The organism is Mesorhizobium sp. WSM4308 (genome assembly GCF_002294905.1).
GTDB lineage: Bacteria > Pseudomonadota > Alphaproteobacteria > Rhizobiales > Rhizobiaceae > Mesorhizobium.
The window spans coordinates 111,273-128,160 of sequence record NZ_NSFW01000008.1; the positions used below are offsets into that span (position 1 = coordinate 111,273).

Genomic DNA, 16,888 nt, shown 5'->3' on the forward strand with positions numbered 1-16,888 from the left:
GCCCTTCCCTTCTCCCCCTGTTATGGAGAAAGCGGCGGAGCAAAGCTCGGTCGGACGAGGGTGTCGAACAGACTGGGCGCCGGCATATTCGTCACGACGGGCCGTTTAGCCCATTTAACCTACCCTACCGCGAAGGCGGCCAACTAACTATCCTAGCGGCGCGTCTGAAAATGCGAACGAACGATTTAGAACATAATAGCTTTGTGAATAGGATGACTGCCATCATAGTGGCGTACAAAAGCGCTTCTTAGCGACATTGAAAAATGGTGCCCGTCATTTTTTAACGAACGAAACAACTCGCTTTTTTTGAGAGCATCCTTGTCTTCTCTTTCAAGTTTATTTCGAATACCAGGCTCAGCCATCTTCGCCAAAAATCTATCATAGTACATGAGCGGCTCAAACGAGTCCTCGCCAAGCACGCTCAGCACCCTTTCTATCGGTGTCAGTCGCATCAAGCGCTCACAAATCATTCTCTTCTCCAATGCGCTTCTTTGCGCGGTTTCAGCGCAAATCAAAAGGCCGGAGAAATATATCAACTTTCGCGAAAAAACTAATTTTATATTTCTAATACCCCAAGGCTTTCCATCTTCCTCAGTTTTAAATTCGAAATCCACACATACAGTCCTGTAGTATCGAATGATGTCATTCAGAAGGAATAAGCCGAGTTGATGATCTGTAATCTGGTCGGAAATATAGCGCTCCAGCATAGATTTAGCTAATTTATCGTAAGAAGCAGCGTCTCCGACAGAAGTTGACTCAAGTATAAGTAACATTCTTCGAGTTATGCTCTCGTTGCTATCAGATGTCCCTCCAATATTTAGAAGCATATCATCATATTTAACTATGCTATCCTCACCAAAGACACCAGTGGAGCCAGGTTTCTTCAGGCCAACCGCTTCGTGGGCCTCAGACCAAATTCTTTGAGCTGAAGGTTTAGAAACCTTCTTTTGAACGACAAAAGCATCGAAATCGGAACCGTCGACGAGTTCCTTTCTTGCCAACGATCCATTTACGACCAAAAAAATCCCTGAATTTACATAGGACGTACTTAACTTCTCTAATTCCTCCAGCTTCTTTTCGGATTTTGAGTGAGCCTCTTTTATGTTATTAAAGCGCCCATCAAGTTCACCAATTTTCACGCACTCCCCCTCTTTCTTATATATCTGCGATACAAATCAGAAATCGAAATCAGCGACACCGACTTGTCAATATCAAAATTTGATTCTCTAGGCGTCGACCTGCGTTTCGATTTCTTGTCGTACAGCTCAGGGTAAAGACCAATCTCATCGGCAAGCTCTTGGTCGATTTTTAGGTAATCTCTATAATCGATATCTTGCTTTCTCGAAATGACCAAATCGATATATGCGTCTTCGAACCTCGCGTAGGCGCCTCGCTTCAAGAACTGGTCGTAAAATGAAGCCTTTACGCCCCAAAAATTATCAAGGTTGTGCACTTCATTTTCGTTTAGAGTTCTGTGCTGATAAAGGGCAGAAAGCGAGTTGATCGCCTCCAACACATCGAATGGCGGCTGAAGTCGAAAAGAGGCCATAAACCGGAGCATACCATCAAGCGTATCTATGTTGATCGGATTATGAAAAACCCACCCAAGCTCATTGTCGTCTCCGATGCTTATAGCAAGAACCCTCTCACCACTCAGATCAAATCTTGACAGAGCACCGGCAATACCCATCTCCGGCACCGAAAGTACGTACTCCAAGATTACCCTGTGATTTATACTTGGGTTTATCTTCTTAAACGCACGCTCAGTGCTATGAGAAAATGGGCTATGACCGAGATCATGACAGATTGATGAAGCAATAACATACATCCTATCCTTATGAGAAATCTCTATGCTATTTATCAGCTTCTGAGCTAGAAATAAAACCCCCATGGTATGATCCGACCGACTAAAGTACCATGTGGTATCTCTCGATTTGTGAAGATTATAATAGTCAATCGCTCCCAAAAAGGAGACCTCCTGCAAACGACGAAACGCTTCAGAACTGACAAGAGACTCTATTAATTCCCTTTCTGATTCTTCCATCCAAGGCTGCCTATCTGAAGTCGAATTCATTATTGTTCTTCGTCTACGAAGGGAGGGCTTGTCCCTACCAGGCTACTATGGTTCTCGCACGGGCGTAAGGCCCATATCACGCCGTGTGTAGCGCGGATGAGGCTGAACCTAGAGCGCACCTCTGTGGTCACCACATCAATCGATCGGAGGGACCTCACCCCACCGCCACACATTCAATCTCGATATCAAACTCCATCGGCCAGGACGCCACCGGCACAAATGTCCGCGATGGCGCGTTCTCGGGGAAGTACCGCGCATAAACCCGGTTGATCGCGCCGTAGAAGCCGGCATTGACGGCGTAGATGCGCACCATCACCACATTGTCCAGCGAGGTGCCTGCCGCTTCCAGGCAGTGCTTCAGCGCCCTCAGCGACGCCTCGGTCTGCGTTTCGATGTCGCCTTTGACCAGCTTGCCAGTCAAAAGATCGAGCGGCGGCGTGCCGGAGACGAAGACCAGCCCGGCAGCCTTGGTCACCAGCGACAACGGCACGCCGAGCGCGCGCACCGCCGCCGACAGCACCGGCACTTCAACAATTTCCTTGGTCATGACGATCTCCCTGTGGTTACGGCGAGCTTATCTCGCTCCGGGCTGAACGCCAGCACCCGGCAAGGTCGTCCGGAAGTCGCCGCTCAATGGAAACCGCGTCACCATGAAGCGGCGTTTTTGCAGGCCTAAAAATTTCAGGAAACAACCAGCATGGATGCCGGTTCGCGACGGAAAACTCACCCCACCGCCACACACTCGATCTCGATATCAAACTCCATCGGCCAAGACGCAACCGGCACAAAACTACGCGCCGGCGGGTTCGTCGAGAAGTACCGTGCATAGACCCGGTTTATCGCGTTGTAGAAGCCGGAATTGACGGCGTAGATGCGCACCATCACCACATTGTCGAGCGAGGTGCCTGCCGCTTCCAGGCAATGTTTCAGCGCCTTCAGCGATGCCTCGGTCTGCGTTTCGATGTCGCCGCGCACCATCTCGCCGGTCACCATGTCCACCGGCGGCGTCGCCGAGATGAACACGAAGCCGTTGGCCTTCACCGCCGTCGAACAGGGCAGGCCGAGTGCGCGCACCTTGTCCGACATGACAGGCACTTCGATGACTTGTTTTTTCATGGTGATGCTCCCTGGTTAGCAGGGAACTTACCCCGGCACTGGCGGAACGCCAGTCTTTCCCTTCTCCCCTTGTGGGAGAAGGTGGATTGCCGCGAAGCGGCAAGACGGATGAGGGGTGTTCCAGCGGAGTGAGACGCTGATAATCAGCTATACGGTCACGGCTGCGCAAGCGGTGTTGCCAAGCTGGAACACCCCTCATCCGACCGCTTCGCGGCCACCTTCTCCCACAAGGGGAGAAGGAAAGTCCCGCGTCGCCGCCCTCACCCCTGCCCCGGATACGGCGTGCCATCCTTGTGCAAAAACCGGCCATCCGAGCTCGGGCTCATCATGTCGATGTCGGAGCAGGTGATGACATCGTCGGGATTGCGCGAGCCGACCTCGAGGTAGCGCGCCGTGACCGATGACCGGTTGATCAGGTGATGGCCGTTGCCGCTGTTCTTGGCGAAGGCTGCACTATCGCCCGCCTTGAGCAGCGTCTCGCCGCCATCCTCGACCAGCGTCAACTCGCCTTCCAGCACATAGACGAACTCGTCCTCATGGCTGTGCCAGTGGCGCTGGCTCGACCAGCCGCCGGGCGGCAGCGTCATCAGGTTGACGCCGAAATCGCTGAGCCCGCCGGCATCGCCCAGGCGCCGGCGCGTGCGGGCGGCGCAAGGGGCATCGAAGGGCGCGGGATAGCCGGAGCCTTTGCGGACGGGGACGGATGCGAGGTCGATCTTGGGCATGGGTGGCTCCATGGTGGTGGGGGAAGTCTATACGCCCGCTCACCACCAAACCATCGAAGTCAGCGCTGCCCCTCATCTGCCTGCCGGCATCTTCTCCCCGTAAACGGGGCGAAGGGGCTGTCGCGACGCCGGCTCTTCTCCGGCAGCGAACAGGATTAGCGAAGCCCGGCGCAGGCGTCTTTCTCCCCGTTTACGGGGAGAAATGCCCGGCAGGGCAATGAGGGGCAGCGCAAACGTCAAATGGATGGTGCCGCAGTGGCCGCCTCGCTCCCCTAATGCACGGCCGCCAAATCCTTCAGATGCATCTCGTGCATCTTCAGCGTTTCGAGCGTCTTCTTGGCGAATTCCTTCAGCGCCGGGTCGTCGCCGGACCGCGCATAGGTCGAAACCATCGCCACGGCCTGCTTGTGCGCCTGCGTCTGCAAGGTGATGTATTTGGCCTGGAAGGCGTCGCCGTCGAGCGCCTTGAGCTGGTCGAGCATCGCCTGGTCGTTCGGCAGCAGCGGCGGGCCTTGCGGGGTAACGGACGCCGTGGTCTGGCTCTTTTCAAGCGCCGCCTTGAAATCTTCGCCGGCCTTGGTGTGGTCCTTGACCATCAGCGCGGCGAAATCCTTCACATCCGCCGCGACGCCTTTTTTCTCGGCCAGCTTGCCGCTTTCGATCTCGAAGCGGTTGGCGCTGACCAGGGTCCTGGCGAAGGTTTCGGTGTCGACCTTGTTTTCAGAGACAGGCGGCACGTCGCTGGACGGCTGTTGGGAAAAGGCTGAAGGCGTTCCGGCCAGAAGGGCCAGCATGGCGGCGGCGAGATGCGGTTTCATCGAAACGCTCCGTGAGAGGTGTCCTCGAAGGCCCAACGCGGCAGAGGCGGTGAGGTTGCCGATGCGCCCGTTCTCCCGTCCGGGAAGGGATGAAAAGCGGCCTCGCGATTGCAGCGTGTCCGCTCCTCTACGGGCGGCGAGGCCCCAGCAGGAAGGCCGTCATCGTTGCGCTCACGCACGCCACCGCCAACAACGCGACGACGCCCGAAGCGCCGGTCCCGCGGCGAATTGAAACAAGGTTTTCTGAAACGGGAGCATTGTGAACCAGGCCGTACAGATCGGACCTGCTGCCATGCCGAACGGAATAGGCGCGGGTCAACTCCGCACCGAGCAGAAAGATCTGTGATGAATAGTAGACCCAGAGCAGTATGACGAGCAGCCCTCCGGCCGCGCCATACGACGAAGCGATTGCACTTGTGCCGATATACCAACCGATAAGCGACTTCCCCAATGTGAACAGAGCGGCGGTCACGACAGCGCCGATCCAGACATCCCGCCATTCCAAGGCGCGGTCCGGCAGGACCTTGTAGATCGCGGCGAACATCACGGTGATCAGGGAAAAAGATATCAGGGTGTTGATCGCGCTCAGAACAAATTCGCCGAACGGCAATCGAGCGCTGATCACGCTGCCCAAAGCCGAGATCGCCGCGCTCGCCACCAAGGAGACCAGCAACATAAAGCCGAGGGCGGCGACCAGGCCAAGACTTGCCGCACGGGCGCGCAGGAGCCGCGACAGCGAACTCCCTTTCGCTTCAACCTTCCATATTGCATTCAGGGCCTGCTGCATCTCGCCAAACACCGCGGAGGCGGTGACGAGCAAAGTGGCCATGCCGATGATGGCCGCCAAGGTCCCCGATGATTTGCTGGATGCCCCTTCGAGCGCGGTTTGAAGGAGCGCCGCACTTGCTGAACCCATCAGCCCGGAAATCTGAGCAGACAAAGCCAGCTGCGCTGCGTCATGCCCAAACGCAATGCCTGCTATCGCGATGACAATTATCAGAACCGGGGCCAGCGACGTGGCGGCATAAAAGGCCATCGCCGCGCCATGGCTAAGGGCATTGTCGTTGACAAAGCCAACCACGCTTTCCCGCACCAGGTCCCACAGGCTGCTAACTGTCGGTCGCATTTCGAATCCGTGAAGGGCGTCGAAACCGTCTCCTATCAATGCAGCGGGCCTTCCGATGTTCCGGCCGAAGCAGGCACGAGCCCTGCCTGGCTCCTCGAGCAGGTGGGATAGCGACCACTTGCCGAAAAGCCATTCCAGGGTGAAGCGCGGAGACTGAGCCGAAACGTTGTCATGTCAGTGACAACACCCCGCCCCATACTGCAGCTGCTCATGCCAATCCGGCCGGCCTTGCGGGGTAAAATCCATCAGGTTCCACAGGATCTCGCAGGTGCCGATGGCGCGCGGGTCCTGGCCGGGCTCCGGCGGCGCGAAGCCGAGCTCGGACGACCAGAAATGCCTGATGCCGTCGCCGTCGCGGTGGAACACCGACAGCAGCGGGATCTGCGCGCCGTCGGCCGTCTCCGCATTGTAGTCGCGCTTGAAGCTGTTGGCGGCCGACGACACCAGCCGCATGTTCTTCCAGCCGCGATCGCGGCCGAGCGTGACCAGGTTTTCCAATGCGGTCTTGGCCACCACGGCAAAGTTGAAGCCGGCGGCTTCGAGGTGGCCGACGGCGCCGTCCCACTGGTCGAGCAGCGCCGTGCAGGATGGACATGGCTGGTCCGGCCGGGCGAGCCTGGCCGTGCCGCCAGATGTCGCCACGTCGCGTGTTTCCTGGGGATGGCGCGGAAACATCATCTGGTAGAGGATGAGCGTATCCTTGCCCGGCGCGAACAGCTCCGACAGTTTTGTCTTCGCCGGCCTGCCGTCGGCGTCGAGCGCATCGAAGACATAGTCCTGGCGGATCAGACCGCCCGGCGGCAGCGCCCGCCGCGCCTCGGCCACGGCTTCCATGGCGCGGCGCAGCTCGATTTCCTTCTTCAGCAGCTTTTCGCGGGCGGTGCGGTATCTGGCGGATTCGTTGGGAAAGGTGATCATGATCGGCTCCCTTAAGTCGGCGCCGGCGTCCCGGCGCTGTTGCTCTGCGACCCAAGGACGTTTCGCGACGATCGGTCCCGACATTTTTGCACGCCGCCCGGCGACCGGAGGGGGCATATCTTCCCGATAGGATGGACGAACGCTACTGCGCCGTCGGCACCGGGCAGTTCAACTCGCCTTCAGGGCAGTTGAGATAGGTCTGGAAATCCTTCAGCCGGTCGTTGGTGAGCGCCGTCTGGCAATTGGTGACGACCATCGGATAGACGGTACCCGCCTGGTCGATCGGACCACCCTGGAACTTGCATTCGGCGTCGCGGAAGGCGACCCAGCCGCGCTGCGCGTCGACCAGCAACTTCTTCGACGCCGCATTGTCCTTCAGCCGGCCCTCGATCTGCTTGTAGGCGTCGTTGAGCTTCTTGTCGGCCGCGTCGAAATCCTTGTTGGCGCATAGGTTCATGGTCGTCTGGTCCTGCGCGTTGGCGCAGTCGGCGGCGGCCCGCGCCGGGACGGCAAGCAGCGGAGCGGCAAGGAGCAGAGTAGCAAGGCTGGAAAGCAGAAACCGCATCGTGTTTCCTCCTGTTTCAACAAGCCCCACGCAGGCGGACCTTAGCAACCGAAGGAGTGGAGGCAAGACACGGCCTGCCGTCTTGGTGGACAGTTCCTTTCCAGATCTGCCGCGGGGAAACCGTGTCACCCCTTGACCCCGCCGGCGGTGAGGCCGGAGGCGATCTTGCGCTGGAAGATCAGCACCAGCACCACCAGCGGCACGGTGACGATCACCGATGCGGCCATGATGTTGCCCCAGGGGATCTCGAACTGCGAGTTGCCGGAAAGCAGCGCGATCGCCACCGGCACGGTCCGCTGCGCATTGTTGGAGGTGAAGGTCAGGGCAAACAGGAACTCGTTCCAAGCACCGATAAAGGCCAGGAGCCCAGTGGTGGCCAGCGCCGGCCACATCAGCGGCAGGAAGATCCGCGTGATGATGATCCATGGCGTGGCGCCGTCCAGGATCGCCGCCTCCTCGACCTCGACCGGCAGGTCGCGGACGAAGGCGGTGAGCACCCAGACGGTGAACGGCAAGGTGAAGATCATGTAGGAGAAGATCAGCGCGAACAGCGAATTGTAGAGGCCGAACATGCGCACCAGTTCGAACAGCCCGGCCAGCACCGCCACCTGCGGGAACATCGAGACCGACAGGATGGCGAGCAGCAGCGCCGAGCGGCCGCGGAAGCGGATGCGCGCCAGCGCGTAAGCGGCGGTGACGCCGAGCAGCAGCGAGATCAGGACGACCGCGCCCGAGACGACCAGCGAATTCACCAGGTTGCGCACGAAGCTGCCTTCGGTCAGCACGTTGCGGTAGTTGGCGAGGCTTGGCGTCTTCGGCCAGAGGTCGGCCTGGAACAGCTCGGTTCCCGATTTCAGGCTGGTGACGACGGCGTAGTAGAACGGGAACACCGCGACGAAGGCGATCACCGCGACCAGCAGGTAGAAGGCCGTTCGCTTCAGCATCAGCATCTCAGCGGCCTCCGTCCAGGCTGATCCGGCCGATCCGGATATAGGCGATGGAAAGCAGGGCCAGGATCAGGAAAAGCAAGGTCGAGGCGGCGGAGCCATAGGCGAACTTGTCGAACTCGAACAGGTTCTCGCGGGCGAACACCGACATCGACTTGGTGTGCACATTGTTGGGCGTCAGCACGTAGATCAGGTCGAAGATGCGCAGCGCGTCGAGCGCGCGGAAGATCACGGCCACCAGCACCGCCGGGCGGATCAGCGGCAGGGTCACCCGCCAGAAGATCTGCCACGGATTGGCGCCGTCGAGCTTGGCGACCTCGATTATCTCGCCCGGCAGCATCTGCAGTGCCGCAAGGATCAGCAGCGCCATGAACGGTGTCGTCTTCCAGATGTCGACGATGAGGACGGCCACCATCGCCGTGTCGGCGCTGGCCGTCCAGGCGATCTTGCCGCTGATCAGGCCAAGGTTGACCAGCACGACATTGATGATGCCGAACTGGTCGTTGAGCATCCATTGCCACATCTTGGCCGAAACGATCGTCGGGATCGCCCACGGGATGAGGATCGCCGCCCTGACGATGCCGCGGCCGGCGAACTGGGCGTTGAGCACCAGGGCGACGATCGTGCCGAGGATCGTCTCGCAAGTCACCGAAATCACCGCGAAACGCACCGTGTTCCAGACGGCGCGCCACCACACCGGGTCGACCAGCAGCCCGTCATGGATCACCCGGCCGCTCGGCAGGCGCAGCACCGAGAAATAATTGTCGAAGCCGACAAACCGGCGGGCATCGAGATCCGCCAGCGAGGCGTCGGTGAAGCTGAAATAGACGGTGCGGGCGAGCGGCCAGCCGGCAACGGCGGCCAGCACCAGGAGCATCGGCGCCACGAACAGCCATGCCGAGCGCACGCGCTGCGCCATCAGTCGCGATCGCTTCACAGGCGTGACGCTCACCAGCCCTTGCCTTTCAGCTTGGTCAGTCTCGCTTCGAGGTCGGCCAGATTGTCGGCGGCGCTGCCTTCGCCGGACAAGGTGTTGTGCACCGCCGTCCAGAACTGGCTCGATGCTTCGTTGTATTTGATCTTGACGGTGGCGGAGGGACGCGGCACCGCGTTGAGGAATATCTGTTTCCAACGCGGCACGATCGGCTGTTGCCTGGCGATGTCGGCATCGTCGTAGAGCGCCTGGATGGTCGGCAGGTTGGATGTCTTGAGCGTCCGGAATTTCTGCATTTCTGGCGAGGCGATGAACTTGGCCAGCTCGATCGCCGCGCCGGTGTGCTTGGAATATTTGGAGACCGCAAGGTTCCAGCCACCCAGCGTCGCGACCGGCCGGGCGCCCTCACCTGTGCCGGCCGGCAAAGGCGCCACGTCGAACTTGCCCTTGATCGGCGAGGCTTCGCTGTTGCCAAGCGCATAGGCATACGGCCAGTTGCGCATGAACACGGCGTTGCCGGTCTGCCAGACGCCGCGCGATTCCTCTTCCTGATAGGCAAGCACGCCGGGCGGCGAGATGGTTCCAACCCACCCCTTGGCCATGTCGAGCGCGGCCGCCGCTTGCGGGTTGTTGATTGAGACGGTGCCATCCGGCCCGATGATCTGGCCGCCGCCATTCGACATCACCCATTCGAGCGCGTTGCAGGTCAGCCCCTCATAGGCATTGCCCTGGAAGACGAAGCCCCAGATGTCCTTGTTGCCGGCCGCGCGTTCCTTGTCCATGACCAGCTTGGCGGTGTCGGCCAGCTCCTTCCAGGTGCCCGGCACCTTGGCGCCGTATTTGTCGAGGAGATCCTTGCGATAGTAGAGCGCCGGCGCGTCGGTGAAGATCGGCAAGGCGACGAGCTTGCCATTGACGGTCTGCGACTGGATGATCGACGGGAAATGGGCGCCGACGACATCCTTGGCCGCCGCGGTCAGGTCGACGAGCTGGCTGGCGAGCTGCGGCGCCCAGATGACGTCGGTCTGGTAGACGTCGATATCGCTGTTGCCGGCTGCAAGCCACAGTCTGTACAGGCCGAACTGGTCGGTCGTCGACGGCGGCAGGACGACGATGGAAACCTTGTTGCCGCTCTCTTTCTCGTAGCGGTCGAGTATCTCGCGAAGCACCTTGATGCCGTTGCCGGTGTCTCCCGACACGATCGAGAGGTCGACGGCATGCACCGGAGCGGCCGAAAGCACAACACCAACCGCAAGCGCCAGAAATGCGTGGAAAAGCCTCACGGTGGCGGGTCTCCCTTTGGAGCCGGCAACGGAAACCTCCGCGCGTCAACAGCTCGTCAGATTCCCACCCAATCCCTGAATGCGGAACGACGCTTTGGGTTCCCAAAACCGGAGCGGAGCGTCCTTGACGAGGTGAGCATGGGAAGTGAAGGGGTTCGACGCTTGCAGGCCGGCATCACCTGAACGCACCTAGCCTTCCCAGGCTACGGGCATCATCCCCAGCCGCTCGTAGAGCCGCACCGCGGCGGCATTCTCGACCGTGTTGGTCTTGAGGTCGACATGGGCCGCGCCGCGACCGCGAAAGGTGGCGAAGGCTTGCCACATCAGCGCCTCGCCGATGCCCTTGCCGCGCGCCTCGGGATGGACGGCGAGATCCTTGACGAAAGCCCTTGTCCAGCACAGCGCCGCTGCCGCCAGCCGGCCCTTGGCGTCGATGACGAGGAAGCACAGCGCCGGGTCGAATTCGGGATCGGCCGATATGCGCGGCCACCATTCGTCGAACGGGCCGTCGGCGCCGTCGTCGAACACCTCGCTCAGCAGTGCATGCAAAGGCGGCGCGTCGCCTGGCTCGAAGCAACGCATGGCAAAACCATCCGGCCAGTGCGGTGCAACGAGCGTCTCGTCGAGAAGCTTGCGCAGCCGGATGTCGTTGAGGGCCGGCGGGCGCGGTTCAGGCATCGCGCTCAGGCGTCGGGCTGCGGACGCCGCCTGCGGTCGACACCGAGGCCGGTCGCCTCGAGCAGGCCCCTGCGCTTGGCGTCGAAATAATAGCCGGTCTGGTAGAGCCAATCCGCCTTCTTGGCGTTGCCGCCCGCCACCAGCCAGGCGCCGCGCAGATACTTCACCGCGTATTTCAGATTGGTTTCGGCGTCGAACAGGCCCTTGGCCGGGCCGTCATAGCCCATGCCGCGCGCCGTCGCGTGCTTGATCTGCATCAGCCCCCAATGGCCATTGTTGTAGGCCTTGGGATTGAAGGTGCTCTCGCGGTTGACGACATGGCGCACCAGATCGACCGGCACCTGGTAGAGCGCGGCGTATTTGACGATCAGCCGGTCGACGTCGCCGCGCACGCCGGTATGCTCCTCCTGCGCCGGATCAACCGGCGCGGAGGGAAACTGCACCAGGGAAGCCGGGTTCTGCGGCACGACATAGGCAATCTGCTGCACCGCTGGCAGTTTCTGGCCGCTGCCGGCGACCGCCGGCACGATGAGCCCGGCGGTGGTGTAGGTCTGAACCGCCTGAGCCGCCTTGACGGGCTGGCCCGCCTTGGCCGGCGGCGGCGCCTGCCAGGCGTTGGCGGTCATGACAGCGGGTACGGCGGGTGCGGCCGGCGTCGGGCCGGCAAAGGCGGCGGTCGTCGCGGCCGGCTGGGCGGCTGGATCAAGCGCCGGCGGGGTCGCTGCGCCAGGCGTCAATTCGGCGGTCTGGACGGGGGCGATACCGGAGGATTGCGGCAGCACGGAAACCGTCTCCGGCAGCGGTATGGTGAAGCCGGCATCGCTGCCGGCAACGGTCGCGGTTTCGGTCAGGGACGGCGCGGCTTTCATCTGCGAAGTCGAGGTGCAGCCACTCATGCCGGCTGCCGCCACGATCACGCCGATCGCGATAAAGGTTTGTTTTGCTGGCAAGCCGCGCTCGGGTCCGGTTCGTCGGGATGTTAAGAAATCCCTTACACTAGCGATTCCAGGGTAGCAATCGGGGCCATCTGGTGGTTTTCGGGTGGCGAGACGCGGGCGGTGATGCCATATTGTTCCTGATATGTACCGGCGGGAATCCCGGATTTCGCCGTTTTGCGGAAAGGAGCGCATCATGGAAACGACACCGTCGATCACAGCCGGCCACGCAGTGTTAGAAACAGTGATCGGTTTCATGGGCATCGCCTGGAGCAAAAAGGGCCTGATCCGGCTCTGCCTGCCCGAACGCAGCCGTGAATCAGTGGAGCGGCGGCTGATGCGCCATGGCGGCGTTTCCGCCTCGACGGCCCAGCCGTCATGGGTGGTCGAGCTCATTGCCTCGATCAAGGCATACGCCGCCGGCGAGGACGTCGATTTCTCCGATGTCCCGGTCGATCTCGACGGCGTCGACGATTTCCGCCTGGCCATCTACGACGCGGCACGCAAGCTCAGCTATGGCGAGACAACCACTTATGGCGAACTCGCCAAGCGCGCCGGCCATGCCGGCCTGCCGCGCGAAACCGGTGCCGCCCTTGGCGCCAACCCCGTGCCGCTGGTGATCCCCTGCCACCGCATCCTGGCGGCAGGCGGCAAGATTGGCGGCTTCTCGGCGCCGGGCGGCTCCGTCACCAAGGAAAAGATGCTGGCCATGGAAGGCGTGCGCGTCGGCCCGCCCCCACCGGCGCAGGTATCCTTCGGGTTCTGAACCGCCGGCGCGGACGCTGCCCCTAATTGGCGCTGCCCCTAATTGTTGTGGAAAAATCGCCGGCGGAAATGCCGGTCATTGTCCGGCCGCTTGCAGTTGTAGACCGGGCAGGACTTGGTGTCAGCGCTCGGCACATAGGCGCGCGTCCTCACCTCGCCCATTGTGCAGAATTGCTGGCTCTGCACATAGCGGTCATAGAGCGGCAGCCCCGGCACCCGCTTCGACTGGTAGCGCAGGATGACCGCGCCTTGCCTGGCGATCGTCGACTGCACCTTGCCGCAGCTCATATGCGTCGGGTCATAGCGCGAGATGGCCTGCGCCTCGGCGGCCACCAGCGTCAGACAGGCGGCAAGCACTATGGTTTTCATGGTCTCCTCCCCTGATCCGCCGCCCACTGACAGCGCGATCTGCCACCACGGTTTCACCAGATTGGGGCGGCGGTTGGGCAGTTCTCAATCACGGCTTTCTCACGCAGTCTTGTTTTTGGAACGAAAGCAGCCTATATCAGCCCCATTGATATTTCGGCCGATCGATCCGGGCCTCGCGATCTTCGCGTTTGCTGACGTCTATCTCCAAAATCTCGATGCACACCGGCTGGACTTCGGTCCGGTCAAACCAAAGCAAATGCAAGGACTATTTTTATGGCAACTGGAACGGTCAAGTGGTTCAACGCCACCAAGGGCTTCGGCTTCATCCAGCCTGACGCGGGCGGCGCGGACGTTTTCGTCCACATCTCCGCTGTCGAGCGCGCTGGACTGTCGACCCTGGTCGAAGGCCAGAAGATCAACTTCGAGATCGAGCAGGACCGCCGCACTGGCAAGTCGTCCGCTGGATCTCTGAGCAAGGCAGCCTGATTTTGCGAATGGCGCGCGCCGGGCGAGAGCCCGGGGCGCGCGGCAAGTCACGGATGTACTGACGGTCGCGCGAGAAGCGCGCCCGGAGCGGAAAGACCCGACAAGCTGGAACAGCAGATAGCTGCCAGCCCGGACCGGACGCTCCCGATCAGGCTACCAAGCATGGGAAGGCGGGATTTATCCCGCCTTTTTGTTTGTCTGGGGTTCAGCGAGCGTCCTTCTCCCCGTTTACGGGGAGAAGATGGCGGCAGCCAGATGAGGGGCGGCGCCAGCGGTCCTTCATAAATGCGCTTGGGTCGGCGAGAGGCAGTTTTTGGAACGTCAGCGCTGCCCCTCATCGCCCTGCCGGGCACTTCTCCCCGTAAACGGGGAGAAGGACGCTCTAATACCCAACCCACTCGATCGGCACGTGCCCCGGATCCGCCTCGACACGGCCAAGCCAGGCCATGACAGCCGGATAAGCGTCGAGCTGGAACCCGCCTTGCTCGGCCGTGTGCGTGTAGGCGTAGAGCGCGATGTCGGCGACGCTGAAGGCGTTTCCGGCGAAGAAAGCGTTGTTCTCCAGATATCTATTCATCACGCCGAGCGCCTTGTGGCCGCGCTCCAGCGTCATCGCCAACCGCTCGGGCGTCGCATCCCTGGCGCGTTCGGGGAAGGTCAGCAGCGCCTTGCGCACGGCGATATAGGGCTCGTGGCTGTATTGCTCGAAGAACAGCCATTGATAGGCGAGCCCACGCTCATACTTGTCCGCCGGCAGGAAGCGCGTGCCTTCGCCGAGATAGAGCAGGATGGCGTTGGATTCGGCCAGCCGGCGGCCGTCGTCGAGTTCGAGCAGCGGCACCATGGCGTTCGGGTTCTTGGCGACGAAATCGGCTTTCCGCGTGTCGCCAGTATGCGAACTCACCTCGATCGTGGTGAAGGCCAGGCCAAGCTTGGCCATCAGCAGGCGCGGCTTGTAGCAATTGCCGCTGTCGATCATGCTGTAGAGTATCATGGAGGGTCCCCGGAGCTGCCTTGACCAGGCGATTATCGCAGCCGCCGTGCCTTCAACCAATGATTTGTTTTGGTGGGACAATCAGCGGCGCTGATGAGAGCATCCGTCTCCCCGTTAACGGGGAGAAGTGCCCGGCAGGGCGATGAGGGGCGGCGCTGACGTTTCAAGAGGAATGATCATACAGCCGATAACAACGAAGGCTGGCGCCGCCCCTCATCTGGCTGCCGCCATCTTCTCCCCGTAGAGCGGGGAGAAGGACGCTGTGGCACCGCTTTCGCCAGTCGCCGAAGTCGCTTAGCCGAACAGCGGCACGACATTGTTCTCCCTGCCCAGCAGAGCATCGACTGATAGCGGCTCTTCGTTGAAGATGGTGCCGGCCAGCGCCGGACGGGCGAGGAGATAACCCTGCAGCAGGTCGACGCCGCCGTCGAGCGCGACGCGCAGGTGGACGGGCTGCTCGATGCCTTCGACCAGCACCCTGGCGCCACGGTCATGCAGGCTGGAGACCAGCGGGCGGAAGAAGCGTTCGGCGGCGGCATGGCGGCAGAACTGCGCGAACCAGCCGCCATCGATCTTGACGATGTCGGGCTGAAGCAGGCTCACCCGCTCTTCGGTCGAATGGCCGGTGCCGAAATCGTCGATGGCGATGCGGATGCCGTCGCGCCGCATCTCCCGCACCAGCCGCGCCAGAAGCGCGTCGTCCGCCGCCTGTTCGGTGATCTCGCAGACCAGCATGCTAGGGGCGAGGCCGAGCTCGCCGAGATGCCGGCTCATCAGCCGGATCTCGGCCAGCGCCCGCCCGGAATGGTCGTTGACCATCGGATTGTAGTTGAAGAACAGATCGAGCCCGTCGACGCCGATATTGTGGAAGTTCCTGAGATGCAGCACCCGGCACATGGTCTCGACAAACAGCCGGTCCGCCGGGGCAACGCTTTCGAAGAACGCCCGCGCCGACCCTGCCCTGCCGGCGCGGTGCGGCTCGATCAGGCCCTCGACCGCCACCGCGTGCAGCGATCGCCCAAGCGGCGCGAAGATCGGCTGGTAGGCACTGCGCAGGCGGAACTCGCCGTGGACGCCGTATTCGATGCCTATCTCGTCGACGAAGATCGCTTTGCCGACATTGCGCCGCCGCTCGATCCTCATGGCGCGACCCTGCGCCCGAAGGCTTTTGCCGGCCGCGCTGCACGTGGGGCGACGGCGGTGGACGCATCGCTTGCGGCCGCAACCGGGTCCGGAGTTTTTCCGAAAACACGGAAACTCGTCGGCGCCAGTTCCGGCCGCGCAAGCACGAAACCCTGGACCATGGAAGCGCCGGATTTCTCGGCGAGTTCCAGCTGCCACCTTTCCTCGATGCCCTCGAACACCGTGCGGATGCCTTGTTCCTCGAAGCTTTTGACCATCGTCGTCAACAGCGCGAAGCCGGCGCCGGACTCCATCAGCTGCGTGATCCAGGTGGCGTCGAACTTGACGATGTCGGGCCGCAATTCCTTGATGCGGTTGATATCGGAATCGTCTGCGCCATAGTCATCGACGGCGATGCGAAACCCGTTGCCCCGCAACGCCGCGACGAAGCTGTGCAGGACCTCCTGCGAAGCCGACCTCTGCTCGGTTACTTCGCACACGACGCGGCCCGGATCGATGCCGGCCTCGTGCAGCACCAGCCGCATTTCGCGCAGGGCATTGTCGGCAATCGACCGCTCGGTGAACACCGACGGGTCGAAATTGATGAAGATCGACGCCTCCTGCGGCAGGCAGGCGCCGGCATTGAGCAGATGCAACGTCCTGGTCAGCGCTTCGACATGCAGGCGGTCGGCGGCCGGACAGGTCGAGAAGAAGGCCATCGGCGATTGCGGCTCGCCGTCGCGAAACGGCCGGATCAGCCCTTCGAAGGCGGCAATCGACAGCTTGCCCTGGTTGAAGGCGAAGATCGGCTGGAAGGCGCTCTGCAGCGTGTAGATGCCCCAGACACCTGACGAGGTGCCGTCATCATGACGGATGATATGGGCAAGCCCGACGCTGCGTGACAAGGGTCCCTCGCTCCGCGAAATGGCGGAATGGATTGCGATCCTGCCACTCAAGCCCTTACCGCCCGTTAATGAATTTTTTGTTGCCGCTCACAGGTGGCAATCACGGCTCCTTGAGGTCTGGATCAGCC

Annotated in this window: 20 protein-coding genes; 2 read left to right on the top strand and 18 right to left on the bottom strand. The window is 61.3% G+C overall.

The window, feature by feature from the left end; all coding sequences use genetic code 11:
* Nucleotides 1–185 precede the first annotated feature (185 nt).
* The 14 genes from CK227_RS36210 to CK227_RS16455 form a co-directional block, all read right to left on the bottom strand.
* Nucleotides 186–1,139, bottom strand: a complete 954-nt coding sequence (locus CK227_RS36210) for a hypothetical protein (protein ID WP_143750506.1) — start codon at nucleotides 1,137–1,139, stop codon at nucleotides 186–188.
* Entirely contained in the window at nucleotides 1,136–1,891 is a 756-nt protein-coding gene (locus tag CK227_RS16395; RefSeq protein ID WP_179296465.1) for an HD domain-containing protein, read from the bottom strand. Before CK227_RS16395 ends, CK227_RS36210 begins: the two co-directional genes overlap by 4 nt.
* Before the next feature lie 337 nt (nucleotides 1,892–2,228).
* Nucleotides 2,229–2,621, bottom strand: coding sequence for a RidA family protein (locus tag CK227_RS16400; RefSeq protein ID WP_095773619.1), 393 nt, complete (start codon nucleotides 2,619–2,621; stop codon nucleotides 2,229–2,231).
* Nucleotides 2,622–2,797: 176 nt separating this feature from the next.
* Nucleotides 2,798–3,190 (bottom strand): RidA family protein, encoded by a 393-nt coding sequence (locus CK227_RS16405; RefSeq protein ID WP_095773618.1) that lies wholly within the window; start codon nucleotides 3,188–3,190, stop codon nucleotides 2,798–2,800.
* Between the two features lie 260 nt (nucleotides 3,191–3,450).
* Entirely contained in the window at nucleotides 3,451–3,915 is a 465-nt protein-coding gene (locus tag CK227_RS16410; protein WP_095773724.1) for a cupin domain-containing protein, read from the bottom strand.
* A gap of 272 nt (nucleotides 3,916–4,187) precedes the next feature.
* Nucleotides 4,188–4,733 carry a DUF4142 domain-containing protein gene (locus CK227_RS16415; protein WP_095773617.1) on the bottom strand — a complete coding sequence of 182 codons (546 nt, stop codon included), beginning with the start codon at nucleotides 4,731–4,733 and terminating at the stop codon, nucleotides 4,188–4,190.
* A 127-nt stretch (nucleotides 4,734–4,860) separates the two neighbouring features.
* The gene (locus tag CK227_RS16420) at nucleotides 4,861–5,859 is read right to left on the bottom strand and encodes a YihY/virulence factor BrkB family protein (RefSeq protein WP_095773616.1); all 999 of its coding nucleotides are present in this window, start codon (nucleotides 5,857–5,859) and stop codon (nucleotides 4,861–4,863) included.
* Nucleotides 5,860–6,033: 174 nt separating this feature from the next.
* Nucleotides 6,034–6,777 (bottom strand): DUF899 family protein, encoded by a 744-nt coding sequence (locus CK227_RS16425; RefSeq protein ID WP_095773723.1) that lies wholly within the window; start codon nucleotides 6,775–6,777, stop codon nucleotides 6,034–6,036.
* A gap of 142 nt (nucleotides 6,778–6,919) precedes the next feature.
* Nucleotides 6,920–7,342, bottom strand: coding sequence for a lysozyme inhibitor LprI family protein (locus CK227_RS16430; RefSeq protein ID WP_095773615.1), 423 nt, complete (start codon nucleotides 7,340–7,342; stop codon nucleotides 6,920–6,922).
* Between the two features lie 125 nt (nucleotides 7,343–7,467).
* Nucleotides 7,468–8,292: a carbohydrate ABC transporter permease gene (locus CK227_RS16435; RefSeq protein WP_095773614.1), complete on the bottom strand. Its 825-nt coding sequence runs from the start codon at nucleotides 8,290–8,292 to the stop codon at nucleotides 7,468–7,470.
* 1 nt (nucleotide 8,293) lies between these two features.
* On the bottom strand, nucleotides 8,294–9,208 hold the full coding sequence (locus CK227_RS16440) for a sugar ABC transporter permease (RefSeq protein ID WP_095773613.1): 915 nt from the start codon (nucleotides 9,206–9,208) through the stop codon (nucleotides 8,294–8,296).
* Between the two features lie 29 nt (nucleotides 9,209–9,237).
* Nucleotides 9,238–10,506, bottom strand: a complete 1,269-nt coding sequence (locus CK227_RS16445) for an ABC transporter substrate-binding protein (RefSeq protein ID WP_095773612.1) — start codon at nucleotides 10,504–10,506, stop codon at nucleotides 9,238–9,240.
* 189 nt (nucleotides 10,507–10,695) lie between these two features.
* Nucleotides 10,696–11,184, bottom strand: a complete 489-nt coding sequence (locus CK227_RS16450) for a GNAT family N-acetyltransferase (protein ID WP_095773611.1) — start codon at nucleotides 11,182–11,184, stop codon at nucleotides 10,696–10,698.
* Between the two features lie 5 nt (nucleotides 11,185–11,189).
* Nucleotides 11,190–12,134 (bottom strand): lytic transglycosylase domain-containing protein, encoded by a 945-nt coding sequence (locus CK227_RS16455; protein ID WP_095773610.1) that lies wholly within the window; start codon nucleotides 12,132–12,134, stop codon nucleotides 11,190–11,192.
* A gap of 181 nt (nucleotides 12,135–12,315) precedes the next feature.
* Here CK227_RS16455 and CK227_RS16460 point away from each other — a divergent pair, with 181 nt between their 5' ends.
* Entirely contained in the window at nucleotides 12,316–12,885 is a 570-nt protein-coding gene (locus CK227_RS16460; RefSeq protein WP_095773609.1) for a methylated-DNA--[protein]-cysteine S-methyltransferase, read from the top strand.
* A 38-nt stretch (nucleotides 12,886–12,923) separates the two neighbouring features.
* On the opposite strand, the gene CK227_RS16465 is transcribed toward CK227_RS16460, so the two are convergent.
* Complete coding sequence (locus tag CK227_RS16465) at nucleotides 12,924–13,253, bottom strand: hypothetical protein (protein WP_064989843.1); 330 nt, start codon at nucleotides 13,251–13,253, stop codon at nucleotides 12,924–12,926.
* Between the two features lie 273 nt (nucleotides 13,254–13,526).
* On the opposite strand from CK227_RS16465, the gene CK227_RS16470 reads away from it, so the two are divergent.
* On the top strand, nucleotides 13,527–13,739 hold the full coding sequence (locus tag CK227_RS16470) for a cold-shock protein (RefSeq protein ID WP_010910991.1): 213 nt from the start codon (nucleotides 13,527–13,529) through the stop codon (nucleotides 13,737–13,739).
* A 382-nt stretch (nucleotides 13,740–14,121) separates the two neighbouring features.
* Here the strand turns inward: CK227_RS16470 and CK227_RS16475 are convergent, their stop codons facing one another.
* The 3 genes from CK227_RS16475 to CK227_RS16485 form a co-directional block, all read right to left on the bottom strand.
* Nucleotides 14,122–14,733 (bottom strand): glutathione S-transferase family protein, encoded by a 612-nt coding sequence (locus CK227_RS16475; RefSeq protein WP_095773608.1) that lies wholly within the window; start codon nucleotides 14,731–14,733, stop codon nucleotides 14,122–14,124.
* Between the two features lie 294 nt (nucleotides 14,734–15,027).
* On the bottom strand, nucleotides 15,028–15,876 hold the full coding sequence (locus CK227_RS16480) for an EAL domain-containing protein (protein WP_095773607.1): 849 nt from the start codon (nucleotides 15,874–15,876) through the stop codon (nucleotides 15,028–15,030).
* A complete protein-coding gene (locus tag CK227_RS16485) occupies nucleotides 15,873–16,760 on the bottom strand; it encodes an EAL domain-containing protein (RefSeq protein ID WP_095773606.1) in 888 nt (295 codons plus the stop codon). Before CK227_RS16485 ends, CK227_RS16480 begins: the two co-directional genes overlap by 4 nt.
* Between the last annotated feature and the right edge of the window lie 128 nt (nucleotides 16,761–16,888).